The 20,088-nt window shown below is 63.1% G+C and carries 26 protein-coding genes; 20 read left to right on the top strand and 6 right to left on the bottom strand.

Annotated features, from left to right (window positions below; genetic code table 11):
- Positions 1–8: 8 nt before the first annotated feature.
- The 13 genes from NKH59_RS16030 to NKH59_RS15970 all read left to right on the top strand — a co-directional run bounded on the left by NKH59_RS16030 (position 9) and on the right by NKH59_RS15970 (position 9,890).
- Positions 9–890, top strand: coding sequence for a transporter substrate-binding protein (locus tag NKH59_RS16030; protein ID WP_031212143.1), 882 nt, complete (start codon positions 9–11; stop codon positions 888–890).
- A 66-nt stretch (positions 891–956) separates the two neighbouring features.
- A complete protein-coding gene (locus NKH59_RS16025) occupies positions 957–1,622 on the top strand; it encodes an amino acid ABC transporter permease (protein ID WP_023678477.1) in 666 nt (221 codons plus the stop codon).
- 1 nt (position 1,623) lies between these two features.
- Positions 1,624–2,274 carry an amino acid ABC transporter permease gene (locus NKH59_RS16020; RefSeq protein WP_352589866.1) on the top strand — a complete coding sequence of 217 codons (651 nt, stop codon included), beginning with the start codon at positions 1,624–1,626 and terminating at the stop codon, positions 2,272–2,274.
- Between the two features lie 4 nt (positions 2,275–2,278).
- Positions 2,279–3,073, top strand: a complete 795-nt coding sequence (locus NKH59_RS16015) for an amino acid ABC transporter ATP-binding protein (RefSeq protein ID WP_292655694.1) — start codon at positions 2,279–2,281, stop codon at positions 3,071–3,073.
- A gap of 34 nt (positions 3,074–3,107) precedes the next feature.
- Entirely contained in the window at positions 3,108–3,569 is a 462-nt protein-coding gene (locus tag NKH59_RS16010) for a RidA family protein (protein ID WP_023678474.1), read from the top strand.
- Between the two features lie 23 nt (positions 3,570–3,592).
- Positions 3,593–4,798 (top strand): aminotransferase class V-fold PLP-dependent enzyme, encoded by a 1,206-nt coding sequence (locus NKH59_RS16005; RefSeq protein WP_352814943.1) that lies wholly within the window; start codon positions 3,593–3,595, stop codon positions 4,796–4,798.
- Positions 4,799–4,963: 165 nt separating this feature from the next.
- Positions 4,964–5,911, top strand: a complete 948-nt coding sequence (locus NKH59_RS16000; RefSeq protein WP_502908703.1) for a metallophosphoesterase family protein — start codon at positions 4,964–4,966, stop codon at positions 5,909–5,911.
- Between the two features lie 11 nt (positions 5,912–5,922).
- A complete protein-coding gene (locus tag NKH59_RS15995) occupies positions 5,923–6,270 on the top strand; it encodes a cupredoxin domain-containing protein (RefSeq protein WP_353022335.1) in 348 nt (115 codons plus the stop codon).
- Positions 6,271–6,295: 25 nt separating this feature from the next.
- Positions 6,296–6,856, top strand: coding sequence for a sigma-70 family RNA polymerase sigma factor (locus NKH59_RS15990; protein WP_352817726.1), 561 nt, complete (start codon positions 6,296–6,298; stop codon positions 6,854–6,856).
- Entirely contained in the window at positions 6,853–7,701 is an 849-nt protein-coding gene (locus NKH59_RS15985; RefSeq protein WP_353022333.1) for an anti-sigma factor family protein, read from the top strand. Before NKH59_RS15990 ends, NKH59_RS15985 begins: the two co-directional genes overlap by 4 nt.
- 154 nt (positions 7,702–7,855) lie before the next feature.
- Positions 7,856–8,239, top strand: coding sequence for a DUF6572 domain-containing protein (locus NKH59_RS15980; protein ID WP_353022331.1), 384 nt, complete (start codon positions 7,856–7,858; stop codon positions 8,237–8,239).
- Between the two features lie 80 nt (positions 8,240–8,319).
- Positions 8,320–8,817 carry a 5-(carboxyamino)imidazole ribonucleotide mutase gene (purE, locus tag NKH59_RS15975; RefSeq protein WP_023678468.1) on the top strand — a complete coding sequence of 166 codons (498 nt, stop codon included), beginning with the start codon at positions 8,320–8,322 and terminating at the stop codon, positions 8,815–8,817.
- Positions 8,814–9,890, top strand: a complete 1,077-nt coding sequence (locus NKH59_RS15970; RefSeq protein WP_352471166.1) for a 5-(carboxyamino)imidazole ribonucleotide synthase — start codon at positions 8,814–8,816, stop codon at positions 9,888–9,890. Before purE ends, NKH59_RS15970 begins: the two co-directional genes overlap by 4 nt.
- Before the next feature lie 92 nt (positions 9,891–9,982).
- Here NKH59_RS15970 and NKH59_RS15965 read toward each other — a convergent pair whose 3' ends face one another.
- Positions 9,983–10,405: a lysozyme inhibitor LprI family protein gene (locus tag NKH59_RS15965; RefSeq protein ID WP_352540271.1), complete on the bottom strand. Its 423-nt coding sequence runs from the start codon at positions 10,403–10,405 to the stop codon at positions 9,983–9,985.
- 225 nt (positions 10,406–10,630) lie between these two features.
- Between NKH59_RS15965 and ykgO the strand changes: the two genes are divergently transcribed.
- Together ykgO and NKH59_RS15955 are read left to right on the top strand one after the other, a co-directional pair.
- The gene (ykgO, locus tag NKH59_RS15960) at positions 10,631–10,756 is read left to right on the top strand and encodes a type B 50S ribosomal protein L36 (protein ID WP_006327841.1); all 126 of its coding nucleotides are present in this window, start codon (positions 10,631–10,633) and stop codon (positions 10,754–10,756) included.
- Positions 10,757–10,850: 94 nt separating this feature from the next.
- Entirely contained in the window at positions 10,851–11,450 is a 600-nt protein-coding gene (locus NKH59_RS15955; RefSeq protein WP_352489294.1) for a tetratricopeptide repeat protein, read from the top strand.
- A gap of 86 nt (positions 11,451–11,536) precedes the next feature.
- Here NKH59_RS15955 and NKH59_RS15950 read toward each other — a convergent pair whose 3' ends face one another.
- From NKH59_RS15950 to NKH59_RS15940, 3 genes are all read right to left on the bottom strand, one after another.
- Positions 11,537–12,634, bottom strand: coding sequence for an NAD(P)H-dependent flavin oxidoreductase (locus tag NKH59_RS15950; RefSeq protein WP_353022329.1), 1,098 nt, complete (start codon positions 12,632–12,634; stop codon positions 11,537–11,539).
- A gap of 213 nt (positions 12,635–12,847) precedes the next feature.
- Positions 12,848–14,278 (bottom strand): pyruvate kinase, encoded by a 1,431-nt coding sequence (gene pyk / locus NKH59_RS15945; RefSeq protein ID WP_352454861.1) that lies wholly within the window; start codon positions 14,276–14,278, stop codon positions 12,848–12,850.
- A complete protein-coding gene (locus NKH59_RS15940) occupies positions 14,275–14,721 on the bottom strand; it encodes a DUF1036 domain-containing protein (protein ID WP_352703963.1) in 447 nt (148 codons plus the stop codon). Before NKH59_RS15940 ends, pyk begins: the two co-directional genes overlap by 4 nt.
- Positions 14,722–15,007: 286 nt before the next feature.
- Here NKH59_RS15940 and NKH59_RS15935 point away from each other — a divergent pair, with 286 nt between their 5' ends.
- The 4 genes from NKH59_RS15935 to NKH59_RS15920 all read left to right on the top strand — a co-directional run bounded on the left by NKH59_RS15935 (position 15,008) and on the right by NKH59_RS15920 (position 17,941).
- Positions 15,008–15,805 (top strand): N-formylglutamate amidohydrolase, encoded by a 798-nt coding sequence (locus NKH59_RS15935; RefSeq protein WP_352471170.1) that lies wholly within the window; start codon positions 15,008–15,010, stop codon positions 15,803–15,805.
- A gap of 26 nt (positions 15,806–15,831) precedes the next feature.
- On the top strand, positions 15,832–16,140 hold the full coding sequence (locus NKH59_RS15930; protein WP_352979192.1) for a DUF1244 domain-containing protein: 309 nt from the start codon (positions 15,832–15,834) through the stop codon (positions 16,138–16,140).
- An 11-nt stretch (positions 16,141–16,151) separates the two neighbouring features.
- Positions 16,152–16,613, top strand: a complete 462-nt coding sequence (locus tag NKH59_RS15925; RefSeq protein ID WP_353022327.1) for a cupin domain-containing protein — start codon at positions 16,152–16,154, stop codon at positions 16,611–16,613.
- 146 nt (positions 16,614–16,759) lie between these two features.
- A complete protein-coding gene (locus NKH59_RS15920) occupies positions 16,760–17,941 on the top strand; it encodes an MFS transporter (RefSeq protein WP_352613448.1) in 1,182 nt (393 codons plus the stop codon).
- On the opposite strand, the gene NKH59_RS15915 is transcribed toward NKH59_RS15920, so the two are convergent.
- Positions 17,899–18,810 (bottom strand): LysR family transcriptional regulator, encoded by a 912-nt coding sequence (locus NKH59_RS15915; RefSeq protein WP_353022325.1) that lies wholly within the window; start codon positions 18,808–18,810, stop codon positions 17,899–17,901. The genes NKH59_RS15920 and NKH59_RS15915 overlap by 43 nt on opposite strands.
- 93 nt (positions 18,811–18,903) lie before the next feature.
- Between NKH59_RS15915 and NKH59_RS15910 the strand changes: the two genes are divergently transcribed.
- Positions 18,904–19,863 carry an SDR family oxidoreductase gene (locus NKH59_RS15910; protein WP_352613444.1) on the top strand — a complete coding sequence of 320 codons (960 nt, stop codon included), beginning with the start codon at positions 18,904–18,906 and terminating at the stop codon, positions 19,861–19,863.
- A gap of 66 nt (positions 19,864–19,929) precedes the next feature.
- Here the strand turns inward: NKH59_RS15910 and NKH59_RS15905 are convergent, their stop codons facing one another.
- Positions 19,930–20,088, bottom strand: coding sequence for a DUF3309 family protein (locus tag NKH59_RS15905; protein WP_023678456.1), 159 nt, complete (start codon positions 20,086–20,088; stop codon positions 19,930–19,932).

Here is a 20,088-nt window from a genome sequence, read left to right as displayed (position 1 = left end):
AGGTCGCCGTGAACGACACATCCAAAAGGCGTGAATTTCTGAAACTGGGAATGGCCGGGCTTGCAACGGCCGGAGTGATGAGCGCCGCTACCGCGGTCGATGTTCAGAAAGCGGCGGCCCAGGCAGCGCCGGACAGCCTGCTGCGCACCGTCCTCGAGCGCGGCAAGGTGATCGTCGGCACCGGCAGTACCAATGCGCCCTGGCATTTCGAGAACGACGCCGGCGAACTGGTAGGCATGGACATCACCATGGGTCGCATTCTCGCCAAGGGGCTTTTCGACGATCCGACCAAAGTGGAATTCGTCATGCAGGATCCGGCTCAGCGCATTCCGAACGTGACCACCAACAAGGTCGACATCACCATCCAGTTCATGACCATGACCGCCCAGCGATCGCAGCTGATCCACTTCTCCCGACCCTACTACGTCGAAGGCATCGCCTTGCTGACCCTTCCGAACGCCGAAAACAAGACCTTCGACAAGCTGCTTGCCGGCGGTTCGGCGACGCGGATTTCCATCCTGCAAAATGTCGATGCCGAGGCTAACGTGCATATCGTCCTGCCGGAGTCGCAGGTGATGCAGATAGACACGCAGGCCAACGTGCTGCAGGCCTTGGAATCGAAGCGCGTCGACGCCGCCGCGGTCGATCTGTCAACGGTGCGCTGGCTCGCCTCGCGCAATCCGGATAAGTACTTCGATGCCGGCAAGAGCTGGTTCTCGATGCTTTATGGTGCCGCGCTGCGGCAGGGCGACCTCGACTGGCTGACCTTCGTCAACCAGACCTTCACCATCGCCATGTTCGGCCATGAAACGGCACTCTACGACGCTGCGTTCAAGGATTATTTCGGACAGGAGCCGCCGGCGCGCCATCCCGGTTTCCCGGTCATTTGATGCAAGCAGGCGGAAGGACAACGTCCTTCCGCCTTCTCTCATCACAGCCGTCCATGACGAGGACGCATGGGTTATACTCTCAACTTCAACCTTATCTGGCGGCATTTCGACAAGCTCTGGGGCGGACTGCTGCTAAGCCTCGAACTGGCCGTCATCTCGATCGCGATCGGCATCGTCATCGGGCTCGTTCTGGCGGTCTGGTACGTGTCGGCCGGACGTGCGGTGCGGACCATCATCGCGGGGTATGTCGAGTTCATCCGCAACGTGCCGCTGATCCTGCTCGTCTATCTGGTCTTCTACGGCTTGCCGACGGTGGTCGACATTGCCTACAGCGCGCAAACCTCATTCATTGCCACGCTGTCGCTCTACAGCGGCGCCTACCTGGTCGAGGTGTTTCGCTCGGGGCTCGAGGCGGTGCCGCGCGGTCAGCTCGACGCTGGCAAGGCAATCGGCCTGACGCCATGGCAAAGGCTGCTCGATGTGCGCCTGCCGACGATGCTGCGCATAACCCTGCCGGCGCTTTCCAACACATTCATATCGCTCTTCAAGGATACGTCCGTGGCGTCGGTCATCTCGGTACCCGAACTCACCTATGGCGCCCAGTGGATCAACTTCAACACGTTCCGCATTGTCGAAGTCTATCTGGTGGTGACGGCAATGTACCTGTTGACCGGCTACACGCTGCTTTTCGCGCTGCGGCTCGTCGAGCGCCGGTTCAAGGCGGCGCGCTGACATGCTGAGCCAGATCATCTACGCCTTGCCGTTCCTCGCCGAAGGCTTTGCCGTAACCTTGTGGGTGTCGCTGCTGGTCGTGGTGTTATCGCTCATCGCCGGCGTGCTGATGGGCGTCGGCCTTGTCTATGGTCCTTTTCCGCTGCGCTGGGCAGTGCGCATTTTCAGCGACACCATACGCGGCATTCCGATCCTGGTGCTGATCTTCTTCGTCTATTACGGCCTGCCCGCGGTGGGGCTGCATCTGGAATCCTTTTGGGCGGCCGTGTTCGCCCTCACCCTCTTCAAGACCGCACAAGTCGTCGAGTATCTCAGGGGCGCCGTCGGCTCGATTCCCAAGGGTCAGTCCGAGGCGGCGATGGCGATCGGACTGACCTTTCGCCAGCGGCTGGCCTACGTCATTTTTCCGCAGGCGTTCAGGCGCTTCCTGCCACCCTGGATCAATGGCGTCACCGACGCGGTGAAGGGCAGCGCGCTGGTCTCGTTGCTCGGCATCACCGACCTCATGCAGGCAATCAACCAGGTCATCGGCCGCACCTATGAGGCGATGCCACTCTACATTCTCGGTGCGCTCGTCTACTTCGCCGTCAACTACGCCCTCTCCTTGGCCAGCCGGCGCCTGGAGCGGCGTTTCTCCTTCATCCGGGAATAGCACGATGTCCAACGCCTCGCACCAGAATCCGGCACTTCTCGATGTCACCGAGGTTTCCAAAGCCTTTGGATCCGTCGAGGTCCTGCGCTCCGTCAGCCTGCAAGTGACACGCGGCGAGGTCGTGACTGTCATCGGCCCCTCCGGCAGCGGCAAGACCACGCTGCTGCGCTGCGTCAACTTCCTGGAGAGCTACGACAGCGGCTCGATCCGTATCGACGGCAAAGAAGTCGGCTATCGCGAGACGGGAACGCGCCAGCGACGCAGCGAGCGCGACCTGGCGGCGATGCGAGCCGAGACCGGAATGGTGTTCCAGAGCTTCAATCTGTTTCCGCACTTGACTGCGGCCGGCAACATCATGCTTGGCCTGCGCAAGGTGCGCGGCAAGAGCAATGCCGAGGCCCGCACCATTGCCGAGCACTGGCTCGGCCGCGTGGGCCTCGCCCACAAAGCCGACAGTCTGCCGGCCGAGCTGTCCGGCGGCCAGCAGCAGCGCGTCGGCATCGCCCGCGCCGTGGCGATGGAGCCGAAGATATTGCTTCTCGACGAGATAACCTCGGCACTCGACCCCGAACTGGTTGGCGAGGTGCTCGAGGTCGTGCGCAGCCTCGCCGAAGACGGCATGACGATGCTGATGGTCACGCACGAAATGGCTTTTGCACGCGACGCATCGAGCCGCATCGTTTTCATGGCGGATGGCGGCGTCAGTGCCGTCGGACCACCCGCCGAGATTCTGGCGGCGGGGTTCGACAATGAACGTCTTCGCAGTTTCCTGGCGCGGTTTCGCGCCTCGCATTTTTGACATCGGACGGCGAAAGCTGTCGCAAGGAGCTTTTATGACGCCTTACATCCGGCTCGCGGAATTGGGCCTGACACTGCCCGAGCCGCCGAAGCCCATCGCCAACTTCGTCACCTATGCCGAGAGCGGACGGCTGATCTTCCTCTCCGGCCAGGGGCCGTTGCGCGCCGATGGCGCGCTCTGCACCGGCAAGGTCGGAGAGGATGTCAGCGTTGAAGAGGCCTACGGGCATGCGCGTCTGACCGGCCTGAACCTGCTCGCCGTCATGCACGCGGCGGCCGGCGACCTCGGCCGCATCGTGCGCGTCGTCAAGCTGCTTGGCTTTGTCAATGCGACGCCGACATTCAGCGAGCACCCCAAGGTGGTGAACGGCTGTTCCGATCTTTTCGCGGCCGTCTTTGATACGCTTGGCGGACATGCCCGTTCGGCGATCGGTGTCGGCTCGCTGCCGGGCAACATCACAGTTGAAATCGAGGCGGTCGTCGAGATCGCCGCCTGAAATCTTAAACAGGATCTACAGAGATGACGACCTATGCCGCTGACCGTTCCAACACGACAATCCGCGAACGGCTTGGCCTTCGCCCAATCATCAATGTCTCCGGCACGATGACGGCACTCGGTGCTTCGATCATCGTGCCAGAAGCGATTGCCGCAATGTCGGAAATGGCCTCGCAATGGGTCGAGATGGACGATCTGCAGCGCGCCGCAAGTAGGGTGATTGCACGCCTTACCGGCGGCGAGGCCGGCTTCATCACCGCATGCTGCGCCAGCGGCATAACAATGGCGATTGCCGGCGCGATGACCGGGACCAGCCTTCTTGCGATCGAGCGGCTGCCGGACGACACCGAGGGCCTCAAATCGGAGGTCATCGTTCAGCTTGGTCACATCGTCAATTATGGCGCGCCGATCGACCAGTCGATCCGGCTTGCCGGAGCCAAGGCAGTGCCTGCCGGCACGGTCAGCGTCACCCAGGATTATCATGTTGCCGAGGCGATCCGGGACCGGACGGCGGCAGCCCTCTACGTCGTTGCGCACCACACCGTGCAATACGGCATGCTCTCGCTTGAGGAGTTCTGCGAGATTTGCCACGCCAAGGGCGTGCCGGTGATCGTCGACGCCGCCTCGGAATACGATTTGCGTGGCTTTCTGGCGCGCGGCGCCGACATTGTTGTCTACAGCGGGCACAAATTTCTCTCAGGGCCGACAAGCGGCATCGTTGCCGGCCGCAAGGATCTGGTACGGGCCGCCTATCTCCAGAACCGGGGCGTTGCGCGCGCCATGAAGGTCGGCAAGGAGAGCATTGCCGGCACTATGGCGGCCCTGGAAGCCTGGGAGCGGCGCGACCATGCCGGCATTCGCCAGCGGGAAGAAGCCGCACTGCATCTGTGGCAAACCGCATTGCAGGGCCTGCCTGGCATCGAGGCACGTATCATTCCAGATCCGACCGGAAATCCTCTCGACCGCCTGCAGGTGTTCGTTGCGCCGGAAAGCCGCTTCACTGCCGCCGGCCTCGCCTCGGCGCTTGCGGCGGGTTCACCGCCCGTGATCGTGCGCAACCACGAGGTCGAGCGCGGTCACTTCTTCCTTGATCCGTGCAATCTCCATCCCGGCGAGGCGGAGATCGTTGCCGAACGCCTGCGGGCGGTGTTGAGTGCTGCCGATCGGCCCGCGGATGCGATGAAACCCGCTCGCAAGCAGTCCGCCGGAGCGCTGCGCTGGCCGGACTAGACATCGCCAGAGCGTGGTCGAGCCAGTGCCTTCCAGCACCGGCTTCGCATCGGGCCAGTGCGCCATCACGGCAGTGTGAATGAACTTTTAGTCTTCGGGCGGAATAAACCACCCCGCCCATTGGTCTCCCAAACAGACGCCATTTCCGGCGTGCAGGAGACCGGTATGATCCACCACCACGACAATGAAGCTGACGGCATCAGCCGCCGTCATGCACTGGAATGCATGATCTGGGCCGGCACGGGAGTGCTGTGGACAATTTCGGCCGGCGTGCCGGCTTCGCTCAGCCTGCTGGGTGCGTCGCAAGCCGCCGAGGCCTTGGCCACCGGCTTCACTTTCCTCCAGATCTCCGACAGCCACATCGGCTTCGACAAGGCTGCCAACCCGCACGCCATCGACACGCTGAAGGAGGCCATCGGCAAGATCCAGGCGTTGCCGCAAAAGCCGGCTTTCATGATCCACACCGGCGACATCACCCATTTGTCGAAAGCCGCGCAATTCGACAACGCTGCCCAGATCATCGGCGGCGCAGGCTTCGACGTGCATTATGTGCCCGGTGAGCACGACCTGATCGATGACGGCAATGGCCAGGCCTATCTCGACCGCTACGGCAAGGGCACCAAGGGCGCTGGCTGGTATTCGTTCGACCAGAACGGCGTCCATTTCATCGGGCTGGTCAACGTCGTCAACCTGAAGGCTGGCGGGCTGGGCAATCTCGGCGCCGACCAGTTGGCATGGTTGGCCGATGATCTGAAGGCGGTCACCGCCTCGACGCCAATCGTCGTCTTTGCCCATATCCCGCTATGGGCTGTTTATCCCGAATGGGGCTGGGGCACTGACGACGCGGCGCAGGCCTTGGCCCTGCTCAAGCGCTTCGGCTCTGTCACCGTACTCAACGGCCATATCCACCAGATCATGCAGAAGGTCGAAGGCAACGTTACCTTTCATACCGCGCGCTCGACCGCTTTCCCGCAACCGGCGCCGGGCACCGCAGCCTCACCCGGGCCGATGACGGTACCTGCCGGCCAGTTGCGCAGCCTGCTCGGCACAAGCAGCGTGACAGTCACGCAAGGCGGGCAGGACCTCGCCATCATCGACAGCACGCTGGCCTGAGGGGAAATGCGATGATCCGCTTCCCATCCCGCGTCTTGCTCGTATCCCCTGTCACGTTCGGTTTGGCGGCGATCCTGATAATGGTTGCCATGCCACTGAACGCAGCAGGCCAGCCAATGGTCAAGATCGAGAACTTTGCCTTCACGCCGGCGGTGCTGACGGTAAAGCAGGGCACTACCGTGACCTTCGAGAATGACGACGACATCCCGCATCTGGTGGTCGCCAACGATGCCTCGTTTCGCTCCAAGGCGCTTGACACCGGTGACACATATGCCTTCACCTTCACCAAAGTGGGCGACTATGCCTATTTCTGCGGGCTTCACCCGCACATGCAGGGCAGGATCACCGTCGCTCCGTGAGGATTTTCGGAAGGTTCTGCCCGGGATGCCGGGCGATGCGACGGTGTTGAACCAAGAGGCCGCGACCGAGCGCTTTCGCGAGGTGGTTCTGCCCCATCTCGCGGATGCGCTTGCGCTTGCCCGCTGGCTGACCGGCAACGCCGCCGACGCGGAGGATGTGGTGCAGGAGGCCTGTTTGAAGGCGCATGCGGGCATCGCCGGCTATGCCGGCGGCAATGCGCGCGCCTGGCTGCTGGCGATCGTGCGCAACGCCTCTTACTCCTGGCTGGCGCGCAACCGGCCGCGCAGTATCGTCGCCGTCGGCGACCTGAGCGACCTCGATGACATGACGGCTGCATATGGCGCCGGCCTGCCGGATACGGATAGTCCTGAGGCAAGCCTGATCGCCAAGGCCGACACGGCCGCACTCGAGGCGGCGATCGCCGCGCTGCCGCACCAATTTCGCGAGACTGTGGTGCTGCGCGACATCAACGGCCTCAGCTATCGCGAGATCGCGACGCTGCTTGGCGTGCCGCTAGGCACGGTGATGTCGCGACTGGCGAGGGCGCGCGGTCTGCTGATATCCCAACTTGGGAGGGCGCCATGAGCGCGCACAACGATGGACTGCCCGATGACCCGGCGGGCGTGGAGCTGATGATCCATGCCTTGGTCGATGGCGAGCTCGACGCAGCAGCAGCATTGGCTGTCGAGCGACGCATCGCGGCCGATCCGGCGCTCGCCGCCGAGCATGCCCGCATCGCTGCGCTGCAGTCCGCTGTCGGCAGGCTGGCGCTGCCACAGGTCAGCGACGCCCTCAATGCGCGCATCGCGGCGATCGGCGCGACTGGCGAGGCACAGGATCGGCCGGCGCCGACGCGGCCGCAGCAAACCGTGCCAACCCACATGCGGCCAACCCAAACGCGGCCGGGCCGCTTCGGCGCGTTCGACTGGCGCGCAATGGCGGCATCGATCCTCGTCACCGCCGTGCTGGCCAGCGGCGCGACGCAATGGGTGACGCTCAGCGGGGCGCCCGACAGCTTTGCAACGGCGGTCGCCAGCGGCCACCGCCGCAGCCTGCTGGCCGCCAGCCCGGTGGACGTCGTCTCGTCGGACAGGCATACGGTCAAACCCTGGCTCGATGGCAGGGTCGGCCTGTCGCCGCCTGCGCCAGACCTTGCCAATGACGGCTTCGCGTTGCTCGGCGGCCGGGTCGAGGTGATCGCCGACCAGCCAGTGCCGGCACTGGTCTACAGGCACCGCGAGCACCTGATCACTCTCGTCGCCGCGCCCGAGGAAACCGGCTCGACAGCCGGACCGGTCGATCTTTCTGCTGGTGGCTTCTCGCTGGTCCACTGGAGCGACAGCGCTTTTTCCTACTGGGCGATTTCCGATACCGAACGGCCCGAGCTCGACGATTTCGTCACGCGTTTCCGGGCGGCAGCCGCCCGGTGAAGCGACCGTGCCGGCGCAGTGACAGAAACCGTGGAAGCGGCCACCCGTTTCGGGTAGTCTCTCAGTTCGAATTTGCCGCGGCGTCAATCGTCGTCAACCAACTGTCGCTCGACGCGCCGAACTCCTATATGCCGTACAAAACAATTGAGGGATAATGAATAACGAGAGTTTTGCTATCAGGGATGATTTTTCGGACGATTTGGAAGTTCGTTTGGGAAATAATGGTCTGCGGTTCGTCATCACTGATACGTTGCCTTGGACAGATGACGAGGCGATAACTGCGCATCTCGAAAGCATATCGGCGAGAGTGGACTCCTACTTGCAGATTGCAACAAGCGATCAATTTCGCCAGAGATATCCAGAAACCCCGCCAGACAAGGTTTCGATTGTGCTTCGATTCCGCTACGATCCCGCTCCAACTGCGGAGCCGACTTTGTCTGGGATGTCAAAAAGGCTCGCAACCGATGGCATACGCTTCCGTTACGGGATGGCTTCGGAATATCGGAGAGATCGTAGCTGCGGTGAAATTTCAAACTGAGACACTACCCGTTTCGGGCCATCCTTGCTGTTCCACCCGAATTCCGCTAATGCGCGCCTTTGTCGCCGGGGAGCAGAAGCTTGGACGATCATCGCGCCGACGTCGCCATTATCATGGGCAGCCAGTCCGACTGGGCGACGATGCGCCACGCCGCCGAAACGCTGGAGGCGCTTGGCATCCCGCATAAGCGGCTGATCGTCTCGGCCCACCGCACGCCCGACCGGCTCTATGACTTCGCCAAGGGCGCCAAGGCGGCCGGCTACAAGGTGATCATCGCCGGTGCCGGCGGTGCGGCGCATCTGCCCGGCATGACGGCGGCTATGACGCCGCTGCCGGTGTTCGGCGTGCCGGTGGAATCAAAGACGCTGTCGGGCCAGGACTCGCTGCTATCAATCGTGCAGATGCCGGCCGGCATTCCGGTCGGCACTTTGGCCATCGGCAAGGCCGGCGCTGCCAATGCTGCCCTTCTGGCCGCCGCGGTGTTGGCGCTGAGCGACGAAAAGCTCGCCGCCCGGCTGGATAGCTGGCGCGCCGCGCAGACCGCCAAGGTGGCCGCCGAGCCCACGGACGCGCCGTGAGCCTGCCGGCGGGATCGAGCATCGGCATCATCGGCGGCGGCCAGCTTGGCCGCATGCTGGCGATGGCCGCGGCCCGCCTCGGCTACCGCATCGTCGTGCTGGAACCGCAGCCGGATTGCCCGGCGGCACAGGTTGCCAACCGGCAGATCGTCGCCGCCTATGACGACGCGGCCGCGCTTAGCGAGCTGGCTGCGGCCAGTGCCGTCGTTACTTATGAATTCGAGAACGTACCGGTCGCGGCCGCCGCGGCACTTGCCTCTACGGTGCCGGTCTATCCGCCGGCACGCGCACTGGAAGTGGCGCAGGACCGGCTGGCGGAAAAGAAATTCCTCAACGGCATCGGCATACCGACCGCGGATTTCAGCCCCGTCGACAATGACGAGGAACTGACGGCTGCGCTGAAACAGTTCAACGGCAGCGGTATATTGAAGACGCGCCGCATGGGCTATGACGGCAAGGGCCAGCGCGTCTTCCGCAACATGGAAACAGGCGGCTTTGCCGGCACTTGCGAGGCGATGGGCAACGTGCCGTTGATCCTGGAATCCTTCGTCACCTTCGAGCGCGAGATTTCGGTGATCGCCGCGCGCGGCAGCGACGGCTCGCTCGCCGCCTACGATCCAGCGTGGAATGTCCATCGCAACGGTATTCTTCACAGTTCGACGCTGCCGGGCGGAGTAAAATCCGAGACGGCGGCTGCGGCTCAAACGGCGGCGGCAGAGATCCTTGCAGCGCTCGACTATGTCGGCGTCATCGGCGTCGAATTCTTTGTCCTTGCCGACGGTTCGCTGTTGGCCAACGAGATAGCGCCGCGCGTCCACAATTCCGGCCACTGGACGGAGGCCGCCTGCACCATCTCGCAATTCGAGCAGCACATCCGCGCCGTCGCCGGCCTGCCGCTGGGAAATCCCGCCCGGCAGTTCGACTGCGTCATGGAAAACCTGATCGGCGACGATGTCAGGCGCGTTCCTGAGCTGCTCGCCGAGCCCGATCTGATGCTGCACCTCTATGGCAAGGCCGAGGCGCGGCCCGGCCGCAAGATGGGCCATTTTACGCGCGTGAGCCGCCGCAGCTAGAGCATGATCCCGAACCGAAGGTCCGCGCTAGCGAAAAGTGGAATCCGGTTTTCGGAAAAGATCATGCTCAAACACAAAGTTAGAACCTACGCTTACTGGATTTCGCCGCTCTCGTCCTCGTCGGGGCTGGCGCAGCTAACATCGCCTTCCGCGCAGGTCGAATCGGCGGTGAGCTGCTTGGTGCGATCGTCGGTCAGCCGCGTCAGGCATTCCGATATCAGCATCGGATAGATAGAGCCGCCTTCGCTGTCCGCGGCCGAATAGCTGCATTCCGCGTCGCGAAAAGCGATCCAGGCGCGCTGCGCCGTCTGCAACAGCTTCCTGGCTTTTGCGTCAGTTCCGCCGATGAGATCCTGGTAGGCCTTGTTGAGCTTGGCGTCGGCGGATTTGTAGTCCGCGTCGGCGCAGATGTTCATCATCTGCTGGCTGTCGTCGTTGCGGTCGCATTCCTGCGCATAGGCAACAGAACCTGCCGCGAGGACGACAAGACAGGCGGACACAAGAATTCGGCGCATGACGATCTCCAATTCGCAACCGCATCATTCCAGCCGTCTCAAGCCTGCGCAACGCCAGTGACGGATATTTGATGATACGAAACGGTCCGTATCGTTTAGGCAACGCGCTTGCGGTTGACACGGGCAACGCTCCTCGTCTATGAGCCACGCACAGTTCAAAGGCGCGTCTGTGGGCGCGCCTTAATAATTCGGCCCGTGACCGGGCCCAGACCGACGGGCAAGACCATGAAAATCAAGAATTCGCTCAAGGCGTTGAAGGCGCGTCACCGCGACAACCAGCTGGTTCGTCGCAAGGGCCGCGTCTACATCATCAACAAGACCGCGCCGCGCTACAAGGCGCGCCAGGGTTGAGTTTTCGACGGAGGCTGCGCGCCTCCGTTCGCATGATACGACTCTCACGCTAAATTCAGTTTGACGATCCGGCGTCGGGGGCTAGATTCCCGCGATGCGGATTCTTTTTGCATTTTTCACGGCCTTCCTCGTTTCCGGCGCTGTCTCGCTGCCGGCGTGGGCTGAAGATCCGACCACAACTCCGCCGGCAGCACCTCCGGTCGTCAAGACGAAACAGGCGCGGCTCGATCAGCTGTTTGCCGATCTCAAGCGCGAACGCAATGAAAAGGCGGCCGAGCGCATCGCCGGACGGATCGGCAGCGAGTGGTCCCAGTCGGGCAGCGCCTCTATCGACCTGATGATGCAATGGTCGCAGAAGGCGATCGAAAACCAGAAATTCGATGTTGCACTCGATTTCCTCGATCAGGTTGTGACTTTGCAGCCGACCTATGCGGAAGGCTGGAACCGGCGCGCCACTGTTCATTTCATGATGAAGAACTACGGGAAGTCGATGGCGGACATCGACCGCACCCTGCAGCTCGAACCACGCCATTTCGGCGCGCTTTCGGGCCTGGCTCAGATCATGGCCGAAACCGGCCACAAGCAGTCGGCACTTGAGGCCTGGCAGCGCGTGCTCGGCATCTACCCAATGATGCGCAGCGCCCAGGACCAGGTCGCCGCACTTTCCGAGGAGCTTGCCGGCGAAGGCATTTGAGACCAGTAAGGGAGTAGGGGAATAGGGTAGTATGTGAGAGGTGCAGATTGCACTGTGGAACACATGCGCCCTACTCCCCTACTCCCCTACTCCCCTACTCCCCTACCCCCTACTCCCCTATAGGCCCGATCTATGCCGTTTGCTTCCGTGACGAGTTTCTCCACAAGGGCGGCGGCCGGCATCTCCCGCAGCTTCGCAACGCCCTGCCCGGCCCAAGTGGGCAAGAAGTCAGCCCGCTTGCTTTCATCCTTTGCCATCGAAAGCGGCATGACCAGACTCGCCTGCAGCGGAAACGCCAACGCTGCATCTTCCTCACCAGCCATTTCCATCACAAACCGGTTGCGCACCACGCGCGCTGGGCGGCCAGTGAAGCAGCGAGTCACCGACGTGCTCTCGTCGTTGGCCGAGCGCAATGCTTCGCGATAGACTGGCTGCACATTGGCTTCAGGACAGGCCAGGAAAGCCGTGCCGATCTGCACACCAGATGCACCAAGTGCAAAGCTGGCAGCAATGCCGCGACCGTCGAAGATACCGCCAGCGGCAATTACAGGCACCCGCACGGCATCAACAATCTGCGGTACGAGTGCCATAGTGCCGGCTGTGCCGATAGCAGGGTCGCCAGTGAATGTGCCGCGATGCCCACCCGCCTCGTATCCCTGGGCGATAATGGCGTCCACCCCTCCTGCCTCAAGCTGGCGCGCTTCCGAGACGGTGGTGGCCGAACACAAGACAGTACAGCCGGCCGCCTTCAACTGCTGCACAATTGCGGTGTCGGGTAGACCGAAGTGGAAGCTGACCACCTTGGGGCGCAGCTCGAGCACAATTTCGAGGCGCTCACGATCGAAGGTGGGGAAGGGCTCGCCCGGCTCGGGCACCGGTCCGAGACCGACCTCCTCATAGCAGCCGCGAAGGCGGTCTCGCATACTTTGGGCTGCCGCATCATCGTGTATCGGCGCCGGGTGCGCAAAGAAGTTGACGTTGATCGGACGATTGGTGGCGTGCTGTGTCGCCGTGAGCTGCTCGCGGATAGCCGCCGCAGGCAGAATGCCGCATCCGAGCGAGCCAAGCGCCCCGGCATTGCTGACTGCCGCCGCCAGTTCCGGCGTGGTGATGCCGCTCATCGGCGCCTGGATTATCGGGTGCTCAATGCCGAGGAGTTCCAGAAGATCAGTGCGCATCCACATTGGATCACCCTCCTCTTTCTCCCAGGAGAGATTACCTTAACTGACTTCCAGCTCAAGATCGGATAGGGCCTTCGAACCGCTTCACGGCTGGCTACAGGCTGATGCAAGCTGGCGGAGTTCGGCGTTGATCGCAGCCCAACTGCCGTCAATGCACCGGGCCGCCGCGTTTACGACGCGCCATGCAGCCGGCCTATCCGGCAGCCGCGGCCGAAATTAGCGGCCGACTTCCGATCCGACATAGGCGATGCGCAGCATGTTGGTCGAGCCCGGCGTCCTCAACGGCACGCCGGCCGTGATGATGACGCGGTCGCCCGGCTTGCCGAAACCTTCATCGAAGGCGATGCGGCAGGCGCGGTCGACCATGTCGTCGAGGTCGCTGGCGTCGGGGGAAACGACGCAATGCGTGCCCCACAACAGCGACAGCCGCCGCGCCGTGTTGAGGATCGGCGACAGCGCCACGATCGGCACTTGCGGCCGCTCGCGCGCGGCGCGCAAGCCGGTCGTGCCGGACGCGGTATAGGTGATGATCGCCGACAGCTTCAGCGTCTCGGCTATTTCGCGGGCGGCGAGCGAGATCGCGTCGGCTCCGGTCGCTTCCGGTTCCGAGCGCTGCGCGTTGATGATGCCGGCATAGGTCGGGTCGGTTTCGACCTTGGTGGCGATCCGGTTCATCATCGCCACCGCTTCGACCGGGTAGGCGCCGGCGGCGGACTCCGCCGAAAGCATGATCGCGTCGGCGCCTTCAAACACGGCGATCGAGACGTCCGAGACTTCGGCGCGGGTCGGCACCGGCGCGGTGATCATCGATTCCAGCATCTGCGTGGCGACCACCACAGGCTTGCCGGCGCGGCGCGCGGCGCGGGTGATCTGCTTCTGAATGCCAGGCACGGCTTCGAGAGGCATCTCGACGCCGAGATCGCCGCGGGCGACCATCAGCGCATCCGAAAGCTCGATGATCTCGGCCAGCCGGGCGACGGCCTGCGGCTTTTCGATCTTGGCCATGATCAGCGCCCGGCCGCGTGCGATCTTGCGCGCCTCGGCCAGGTCCTCGGGCCGCTGCACGAAGGACAGCGCCACCCAGTCGACGCCGGTCGCCAGAACCGCGTCGAGATCCCGGCGGTCCTTTTCCGTCAGCGCGCCGACCGGCAGGTCGGTGTCGGGCAGGCTGACGCCCTTCTTGTCGGAAATGGTCGTGCCGGCGACAACGGTGCAGACGATCGCCTTGCCGTTGCTGCTGACCGCCTTGAGCTCGAGCTTGCCGTCGTCGATCAGCAGGCGATGACCAGCCTCGACCGAACGCAGGATTTCGGGATGCGGCAGGTAGACCCTCGTCGAATTGCCGGGCTCGGGATTGTCGTCGAGCGTGAAGGTCTGACCGACGGTCAGCACCTCTTTGCCGTTGGCGAACTTGCCGACGCGCAGCTTTGGCCCTTGCAGGTCGGCGAGAACGCCGATCGGCCGGCCGACCGCCTCCTCGACGGCACGAATGCGGCCGACAAGCGTCCGCATCAATTCATGGTCGGTGTGGCTCATATTAATGCGGAACACGTCGGCGCCGGCTTCGAACAGCTTCTTCAGCATCTCCTCGGACGAGGAGGCCGGACCGATGGTGGCGAGGATCTTGACCTTGCGGCTGCGTCTCATTGACTGTTTGTTCCCGGGGCGGCTGGAGCGCCATCCGTTGCGGGCTCGTCAGTCAGCTGGACCATCCAGCTTGCCTGCTCGCCCGTGTCATATTCCTGGAATCCGGCGCGCTGAAAGCCCCGGGCGACGCAATCGGTAACGCCGGCGATCTTGAACTCTTTTTCGGCCACGCACATGTTGATCGGGCCATCCCAGCGTCCGCCGCGCTCGGCGTCTTCTGCATAAAGATAGTAAAACCTTGATGACAACGGTCCCTCGATCAGCGTCTTGCAGCTCGAGCCTTCGATGTGCCACCAGCCTTCGGTGATCCAGCCGGCTTTGGCGCGATAGCCGATGCCGACACCGACCAGGTTCTGCGTGGCGTTGCAGACCCGGAAATCGGCCCGTGCCGGCGAGGCCGTGATCACCGCGAAAAGGCCCATTGCCGGTATCAGGAGCGGCATGGCCAAGGCATGGCGCACACGCAGCCTGCCGGCGAAACCCATCCTGAAACCCCTCAAGAACCACATTTGCATCTCTCAACGCCCCTTTTCGGAAAAGTCCGTACGCATGTCAACGCGCCGATCTGTCCAATTCCAATCGATTTAGAAGGCTCTGGCGCGCTTGCGGCCGCCCCTGCTCAGTTTTTTGGCAGAAACCGTGGCCAAACAACGGCATTGCGCAAGCGTTCTCTTCGTGGAATGACGATACCACCCTCCCCGAAAGCCAGCGAACAGACCTTTCCCGCCAATGACCCGATCCACAGTTTTCGCGCCTTTCGATATCGTCGAAGGCGATCGCAAGCGCGGCATGGTGCTTCTCGCCGATCACGCCCGCCGCGACCTGCCGGAGGAGTATGGCAGTCTCGGCCTGCCGGCGGCGGAGTTCGACCGCCACATCGCCTACGACATCGGCGTCGAGACTGTAACCCGCGAACTCGCAAGTCTGCTCGGCGTTCCGGCGGTGCTTGCCAATTTTTCGCGACTGCTGATCGACCCCAATCGCGGCGAAGACGATCCAACGCTGATTCGCCAGCTCTATGACGGCACCGTCATCCCGGGAAATTACCCCATCGCGCCGGAGGAGCGCGAAAGACGGCTGGATCGCTTTTACCGCCCCTATCATGATGCCGTCGGCGCCATGATCGCCTCTGTGGCGCGAGCATCCGCGCAGGCACCCTTCATCTTTTCGGTGCATTCCTTCACACCGACCATGCAGGGCTTCGTGCGGCCGTGGCACGTCGGCATATTGTGGGATCTGGACGACCGCGTTGCGCGGCCGCTGATCGACATGCTCGCCGAGGACAAGAGCCTCATCGTCGGCGACAACGAGCCCTATGACGGCGCACTGCGCGGCGATACCATGTTCAGGCACGCCATCGTCAACGGCTTTGCCCATGCGCTGCTCGAGGTCCGCCAGGACCTGATCGCCGACCGCAAGGGTGCCCTCGCCTGGGCCGAACGGCTGGCGCCGATCGTTGACGCGATAGACCGACGTGCCGATATACATGCGGTGAAAATATTCGGCTCGCGCACCGGGCCGGTATGATGAGGCGCAAGGGAGGCCAACATGACATGACCGAACTCAGCGAAGAACAAAAGCGCGATTTCGAAGCCGCTGCCTTCCGCCGGCTGGTCGCGCATCTGCGCGAGCGTTCCGACGTGCAGAACATCGACCTGATGAACCTCGCCGGCTTCTGCCGCAACTGCCTGTCCAACTGGTACCGCGATGCGGCGCAAGCCGAAGGTGTCGAACTCAGCAAGGAACAGTCGCGCGAGATCATCTACGGCATGCCCTATGCCGAGTGGCAGGCACTGAACCAGGTCGAAGCCTCCGACGCCAAGAAGGCCGAGTTCGAGGCAAGGCGCCCTAGAGATCACTAGGGGAGGACGCCGTGCCTAAGATCGACGTTGCCGACGTGCCCGGACGCAAGGGCTCGTCCTATCCACCGCCGTTCGATGCACCCTGTGCCGAACGCGTGCGGCAGCGGCTAGGCAACGCAGGCGGGCTCACCGACTTCGGCATCAATCTCATGCGCCTGCCGCCGGGCAACTGGTCGAGCCAGCGCCACTGGCATTCGCACGAAGACGAATTCGTCTACGTGCTTGAAGGCGAGCTGACGCTCGTCGAAGATGCCGGCGAGACGGTGCTGCGCGCCGGTGATTGCGCGGCCTTTCCGAAAGGATCAGGCAACGGCCATCACATGATCAATAAATCGGGCGCGATGGCGATCTATCTCGAAGTCCGTTCGCGCTGGCCCGACGACGTCGCCACCTGCTCCGACATCGACATGATGAGCACCAACGCTGACGGCCGGTTTGTGCACAAGGATGGCGCGCCTTATCCCGAGCCGTAGGGATTTCGGAGTGGACCGCCGAGATGGTTGGCCGATGCGAGAGGACGTAGCGTCTGGTCCAAGCACTTTCGGCGAAGAGCGCTTGACTGTGAATTGAATCGATCTAATTTGCCGCGCAACGCCATTTCCGGACCGGATTCTACCCGATGGACGCGCAGAAAATCACGCAGATCGCGATTCGTGGACGCTGGGCAGTGGCCGGCATCTTCCTCGCCAACGGCTTCTTGACCGGCAGTTGGGCGCCGCAGATCCCGGTGTTCCTGACGCGACTCGACATTTCGAAGTTCACGCTCGGCTTGCTGATTCTGTTGTTCGGTGCCGGCGCCGTCACCGCCATGACCTGGTGCGGCCATCTGATCTCGAAGCATGGCTCGCGCACGGTGCTGCGCTGGTTCGGACTTGCCGGCAGCTTCGGCCTTTTGGTTGTGGCTCTGGCCCCCAACGTGCCCCTTGCAGCCATCGCCATGTTCATCTTCGGCGGTTCGATCGGCGGCATGGACGTCGCCATGAATGCCAATGCAGTGGCAGTCGAACGGCGGCTGTCCCGTGCCATCATGTCGTCCTCGCACGGCTTCTGGAGCCTTGGCGGTTTCGCCGGCGGCGCTTTGGGCGGTTTCGCCATCCAGAACTACGGTCACCTCGCCCATGCGACAGTGGTGACGGCTCTTGCCTTTGCCGTCATCGCCGTAGCGATCCGCTACCTGATCGCCGAGGACAAGCACCCGGTCGCCGAGCACCACAAATTCGCGTTGCCGGCAAATCCGCTGGTCTATCTGGTCGGACTTATGGCGCTGCTGACGATGATCTCCGAAGGCGCGGTACTCGACTGGGCAGCGCTGTATCTCCGGCAGGAACTCGGCGCCGATCTTGCCGTCGCAGGCCTGGCCTATGCCGCCTTTTCCGGTGTCATGGCCGTCATGCGCTTCCTCGGCGATGGCGTCCGCAACCGTTTCGGTGCCGTTACGACATTGCGCGCCTCGGCCCTTGCCGCTGCTGCCGGCATGCTGGTGGCCGGGCTGGCTCCCTCGCCTTGGCTGGCCATTGCCGCCTTCGCCTTTTGCGGCCTCGGCATTGCCAACATGGTGCCGATCATCTTTTCGGCTGGCGGCAACCAGGAGGGCATGGCGTCCGGCACCGGCATGAGCGTCGTCACCACAATGGGTTACTCAGGCATTCTGGTGGCACCGTCGGCGATCGGCTTCATCGCCGAGCACTCGAGCTTCGGCCCGATCTTCGTCGCTCTGTCCGGGCTGCTGGTCGTCGTGCTGGTGATGGCCGGCCTCGCTCACCGTGCCGAATTCGCTGCCGAGCCTGCACCGGCTGAATAGCGCTTGAACTCTTCGTAGAGGAAATCCGCGACGCGGCGGATGCGGACGCTGGTACGCACGTCGCGGTGCATGGCCAGCCACACCGGCAGCGTCGGCAGCGGGAGACCCGGCAGCACTGTCTCGACCAGCGGATCACGGTCGGCGAGCGGCTGCTGGCCAAAGCCGATGCCGTTTCCCGCCCGCACTGCTTCCCACAGCACGATCTGATTATCGGTCCTGAAGCGGAAGGCATTGCGGGCGAGCGCGACGCCGAACTGGGCAAAGCCGCGAATGATCTCGTCGCTGCGGTCGAAGCCGACCAGATCATGGCCGGCAAGATCGCGGGCCTCGCGCGGACGGCCACGCCGGTCGAGGTAGGATTTTGCCGCGCAGGCGCGGAGCGGAATGTCGGTCACCTTGCGCGCGACCAGTTCATTCTGCGCCGGCTTGACCATGCGGATGGCAATGTCGGCGTCGCGACGCAGCAGATTCTCGACCTGGTTCGAGGCGACGATCTCGACCTCGATGCCCGGCTCCTCGAACCCAAGCCTCGCTGTGATTTCCGGCAGCACATAGGCCGCCACCACTTCGCTGGCGGCAATGCGCACCGTACCCTCTATCGCCTCGACCGATCCCAGCGCCAGCAGCGAAAAGGCGCTCGCCTGCTCGCTCACCGCGCGGCCCCGTTCAAAGAGCGTACTGCCTGCTTCCGTGAGCGCGTAGCCACGCCGCCCGCGCCGGAAGAGGGTGACGCCGAGCGCCTGTTCCAGCTCGGCGATGTGGCGGCCGAGCGTCGGCTGGCTTGCGGCAAGTTTTCGTGCGGCGGCCGACAGGCTGCCGGTCTCCGCCACGGTGACGAAACTCTTGATCAGGTTCCAGTCAATATCCATTCAAAATTGAATATCACATCGCCAGTCGTAGTCAATTTCCATTCGTTTGCGGAGAGACAATATTGGGGTCGTAACGCAACACGGAGACGAACAATGACCACGATCGCAATTCTCGGCGCCAATGGCCGCCTCGGCCGCACGGTGGCCAAGGCCTTCATCGATGCCGGCTACGATGTCCGTGCCATCACCCGCAGCGGCAAGGTGCCGGCCGAGCTCAAAGGCGCCACGGCGATCGCCGGCGACGCGCTCGACCGTGCTGCGCTGATCCGCGCGACCGAAGGCGTCGATATCATTTTCAACGGCCTCAACCCGCTCTACACCGACTGGAGCAAATGCCTGCCGATGGCCGAGAATGTGATGGCTGCCTGCCGGGCGAACGGCGCGCTGCATCTCTTCCCGGGCACCGTCTACAATTACGGCTCGCAGATGCCGGCGGTGATCGCCGAAGACACGCCGTTTCGCCCGACGACGGAAAAGGGCCGTATCCGCGTCGCCATGGAAGATCTGTTTCGCCGCGAGGCCGACGCGGGTCTGGTGCGCACGATCCTGTTGCGCGCTGGTGATTTCTTCGGCGGCACCGGCAGCGGATCGTGGTTCGATCTGGTTGTTGCCGCCAAGATGACCAAGGGCGTCTATACCGCCCCAGGGCCGGTCGATCTCGTGCATGAATGGGCCTATCTGCCCGACCTGGCCAAGGCCTTCGTCGGGCTGGCTGACAATCTCGACAAGCTCGGCTTCTACGAGGCGCTGAACTTTCCTGGCCATGCGGTGACCGATCTGGACATCAAGGCGGCCGCGGAGAAGGCGCTCGGACGCACGCTGAAACTGACGTCGATGCCGTGGTGGGTGCTGCGTGCCGGCGGCCCGTTCGTGGCGATGTGGCGCGAGATCGTTTCGATGTCCTATCTCCGCTTCGAGCCGCACCGGCTGGTTTCAGGCAGGCTGGAAAGCGTCATCGGTACGATCCCGCACACGCCGCTGGAAAATGCGGTGTCGGAAGCGCTCGAGGATATCGGCATCGCCACGATCAAGACGACGCAAAAAGCTGCCTAACAACAAACCAAAAAAAGGCGGATGGCCTCACGGTCATCCGCCGCTGGTCGGGGAGGAAGGTTGCGCTCAGATCCGGCCCATCAACAGCAGCACCAGGACAACGATCAGGATGACGCCGACGATGCCGGATGGTCCGTAACCCCAGGACCGGGAATGCGGCCACGCCGGAACCGCGCCGATCAGAATAAGAATAAGGATAATGATGAGAATGGTGCTGATCGTCAT

The organism is Mesorhizobium sp. M0998, from assembly GCF_040318885.1.
Lineage (GTDB): Bacteria > Pseudomonadota > Alphaproteobacteria > Rhizobiales > Rhizobiaceae > Mesorhizobium.
Note: the sequence above shows the minus strand (reverse complement) of the source record. Positions and strands in the feature narration are given on the sequence as shown.

Coding starts and splice junctions, on each gene's coding strand:
- NKH59_RS15955 (WP_352489294.1), top strand. CDS start 10,851: ATGCGGATTCTTTTTGCATTTTTCACGGCCTTCCTCGTTTCCGGCGCT.
- NKH59_RS16015 (WP_292655694.1), top strand. CDS start 2,279: ATGTCCAACGCCTCGCACCAGAATCCGGCACTTCTCGATGTCACCGAG.
- ykgO (WP_006327841.1), top strand. CDS start 10,631: ATGAAAATCAAGAATTCGCTCAAGGCGTTGAAGGCGCGTCACCGCGAC.
- pyk (WP_352454861.1), bottom strand. CDS start 14,278: ATGAGACGCAGCCGCAAGGTCAAGATCCTCGCCACCATCGGTCCGGCC.
- NKH59_RS15930 (WP_352979192.1), top strand. CDS start 15,832: ATGACCGAACTCAGCGAAGAACAAAAGCGCGATTTCGAAGCCGCTGCC.
- NKH59_RS15935 (WP_352471170.1), top strand. CDS start 15,008: ATGACCCGATCCACAGTTTTCGCGCCTTTCGATATCGTCGAAGGCGAT.
- NKH59_RS16020 (WP_352589866.1), top strand. CDS start 1,624: ATGCTGAGCCAGATCATCTACGCCTTGCCGTTCCTCGCCGAAGGCTTT.
- NKH59_RS15920 (WP_352613448.1), top strand. CDS start 16,760: ATGGACGCGCAGAAAATCACGCAGATCGCGATTCGTGGACGCTGGGCA.
- NKH59_RS15950 (WP_353022329.1), bottom strand. CDS start 12,634: ATGTGGATGCGCACTGATCTTCTGGAACTCCTCGGCATTGAGCACCCG.
- NKH59_RS15915 (WP_353022325.1), bottom strand. CDS start 18,810: ATGGATATTGACTGGAACCTGATCAAGAGTTTCGTCACCGTGGCGGAG.
- NKH59_RS15995 (WP_353022335.1), top strand. CDS start 5,923: ATGATCCGCTTCCCATCCCGCGTCTTGCTCGTATCCCCTGTCACGTTC.
- NKH59_RS16000 (WP_502908703.1), top strand. CDS start 4,964: ATGATCCACCACCACGACAATGAAGCTGACGGCATCAGCCGCCGTCAT.
- NKH59_RS16010 (WP_023678474.1), top strand. CDS start 3,108: ATGACGCCTTACATCCGGCTCGCGGAATTGGGCCTGACACTGCCCGAG.
- NKH59_RS15980 (WP_353022331.1), top strand. CDS start 7,856: ATGAATAACGAGAGTTTTGCTATCAGGGATGATTTTTCGGACGATTTG.
- NKH59_RS16005 (WP_352814943.1), top strand. CDS start 3,593: ATGACGACCTATGCCGCTGACCGTTCCAACACGACAATCCGCGAACGG.
- NKH59_RS16025 (WP_023678477.1), top strand. CDS start 957: ATGGGTTATACTCTCAACTTCAACCTTATCTGGCGGCATTTCGACAAG.
- NKH59_RS15965 (WP_352540271.1), bottom strand. CDS start 10,405: ATGCGCCGAATTCTTGTGTCCGCCTGTCTTGTCGTCCTCGCGGCAGGT.
- NKH59_RS15910 (WP_352613444.1), top strand. CDS start 18,904: ATGACCACGATCGCAATTCTCGGCGCCAATGGCCGCCTCGGCCGCACG.
- NKH59_RS15985 (WP_353022333.1), top strand. CDS start 6,853: ATGAGCGCGCACAACGATGGACTGCCCGATGACCCGGCGGGCGTGGAG.
- NKH59_RS15990 (WP_352817726.1), top strand. CDS start 6,296: ATGCCGGGCGATGCGACGGTGTTGAACCAAGAGGCCGCGACCGAGCGC.
- NKH59_RS15905 (WP_023678456.1), bottom strand. CDS start 20,088: ATGACGATCAGCACCATTCTCATCATTATCCTTATTCTTATTCTGATC.
- NKH59_RS15940 (WP_352703963.1), bottom strand. CDS start 14,721: ATGCCGCTCCTGATACCGGCAATGGGCCTTTTCGCGGTGATCACGGCC.